The organism is Pseudomonas sp. 05T35 (genome assembly GCF_056396605.1).
This window is the reverse complement of sequence record NZ_JBFTLU010000598.1, coordinates 1-2235: the sequence shown is the minus strand read 5'-3', so window position 1 is coordinate 2235 and position 2235 is coordinate 1. Positions and strand designations below refer to the sequence as shown.

Below are 2235 nucleotides of genomic sequence, written 5' to 3'. Positions count from 1 at the left end.
TAACAATACTGTTGAAATGTTCAGCATCCGAAATTCAACGGAACCTTCGGTGCGTTCCGATAAGACACCCTGGCGTAGCAGGCGATTTTCCTGAGCTTTGTTGAATTTCTGGCCACTTTGCTCAAGTGCCAGCATCTTCAAATAGGCATCGACCGCAGCCTTAATCTCTAAGTCGCTCCAGTCGCTGTTCTTTTTTCCAGTGTCCATACAATCGCCGAGGGTTGAAAACCCTCGGACGATACTGAGTGGCCATTACGCCGTCTACGAAATTTCCTACAGGCAAGACCATTTTTTTCGCTCGATTGGTCCTACGCAAGACTCCGTCGCGCTAACTCGCCGAAGCTTTGGACCACTGAAACCAATCCATCACCTTCCGCCACCAAGGCCTAACCACCGGCACCCGCCGCCGCGTACGGTTGAGCAGCAAATAAGGCATATCCCGTAACCGAATCCAGCCTTCATCCTGCCAATGCAACAAACTCAACGACATCTCTGGCCAATCCAACAAACTCAACATTGGCCGATCTGTGTTTTTCGATTGCCGTGCGTCTCGCAGCGCCGGCACCACCTGATGCGTCAACCACTCGCGCAGCAACCGATGCCCCGGTGCGTAGTGATACACCAACAACGCATACACACCCGATTCGCTGAGCATAAGCCTGCTTTCCGGCTGACCGTGGTAACGAATCGTCAGCGTGTGCCGCTGGTCTTCGTCCAGCTTGCTGACCATGCGTTCGTTTAGATAGACACCCATCAACCGACCCAGATCGCGGGCGCAGAACCATGGCTGGTTTTCCAGAAGGAGGGCGTGAAGGTGGAGATTATGGCGGGTGAAAACCGTTGAAATGAAGGAGTCAGACATGACCGATCTCCAAAGCTGCGGGAGAGCGGAGTGGATTTTGTGTAGGCATACCCATTACCTCTACGTATGAATTTGGAAAGGGTCAGAACCCGACGTAGAGGATGTAAGAAATCCCAACAAGCCGTCTCTTTCACACACTGGATTACGCATATGCCTTTGAGACAACACGCGGTTCTGTGTGAGGAAGTCAGCTTCTACGTTGGGTGTTTCTTAGGCACCTGTAATGGAGCTTAGAGGTGTTTTGAATGGGCATCAATGCGGAAGGAACTGGAAGTGCTGTAGGAGTTTTGGTGGCGTAACGTAGGGATGCGTAAAGCGTTTTCTGCGCAATAAAAAGGTTCGCCGTGCACGTAGCTAACTCGTATCACGCCTTTGATGCAGGAGCCGTATGCGGTAGCTGCGCACGTACGGATCTGTGCGGGGGGCAGGTAATGCTATTTCTAATGCGACCCTTGGCCGTACCAAACCATCTCAAGGACTGTTTGACTGCATTTGGCAGTACTGGCACGCCCTATATTAGGGGAGTCAAAAATGGCTACGTCACCGGAGCGAACATAATCTGGCGTGCGGCGCCTAGCCGCCCCTTGTAGGCAACAATACAAACTCTTCGTCACGATGCTAGCACAGGGCCTTCATCTTCAGGCAATATCCATATCTGGAGCATGGGGTATTACATGGAATGGACGTACGTTTTGGGCTTGTCGATCACCAACAAGCTGGACTGGCGACTGATGCATCGCCATGCAGCCTTGCGCACTATTCGAACATGGCGATTTGCAACGCTGAGCCTTCCTGCTCGTGAAGCAGAAAAGCTCACCGAGCCGCCTCTAGACCGAGGGTGCATCTCGTGACAGACATTCTGGTGTCGCTAGTTCGTGACAACATCGTCATCGATCAGATACTCCGCCCCCTGCGCTCTCTGGATGGCAAACCGGCAATCACTTATAACAAGAAACTTTGGCCTATTCATGAAGGCATTGTTTACCTCGACGGGTTTCCTCCTCCTTCACCACAGGTTTGTAATAGTGCAGTAGAAGTTTGTGAGACTTTTCCACCCCCACCTCGGATCACCGCAGCCGCGCTCGAACCAGCCCCAACTCTGACCGTAGGTTGGGATCCTTCGCAGCATGCAGTTATCTCCGCTTCTGGCACTGCGAGGTTGATTGTCGATGCGGGACCAGGAACAGGAAAAACCGCCGTTGCGTGCGCCAGGCTTGCCTCACTCATAGAGCAGGGGCGAATCGAGGCGGTTAATTGTTTAATAGTTAGCTTCACTCAAACTGCTGTTTTTGAAATTCGCCAACGAATAAAAGGCTATCTCTCAGATCCGGCTGAAGCTGCTGGTATTAAGGTCGCAACTCTCGACGCTTATG

2 protein-coding genes and 1 pseudogene are annotated in these 2235 nt (G+C 52.1%); 1 reads left to right on the top strand and 2 read right to left on the bottom strand.

Annotated features, from left to right (window positions below; genetic code table 11):
• Together AC1DH9_RS27750 and AC1DH9_RS27745 are read right to left on the bottom strand one after the other, a co-directional pair.
• Window positions 1-207 (bottom strand): annotated as a pseudogene (locus AC1DH9_RS27750) (HNH endonuclease); the annotation flags it as partial.
• A 121-nt stretch (window positions 208-328) separates the two neighbouring features.
• Window positions 329-862, bottom strand: a complete 534-nt coding sequence (locus AC1DH9_RS27745) for a BRO-N domain-containing protein (protein WP_427535958.1) — start codon at window positions 860-862, stop codon at window positions 329-331.
• A gap of 847 nt (window positions 863-1709) precedes the next feature.
• Between AC1DH9_RS27745 and AC1DH9_RS27740 the strand changes: the two genes are divergently transcribed.
• Window positions 1710-2235 (top strand): UvrD-helicase domain-containing protein (locus AC1DH9_RS27740; protein ID WP_477809194.1); only part of this gene is annotated, 526 nt, incomplete at its 3' end.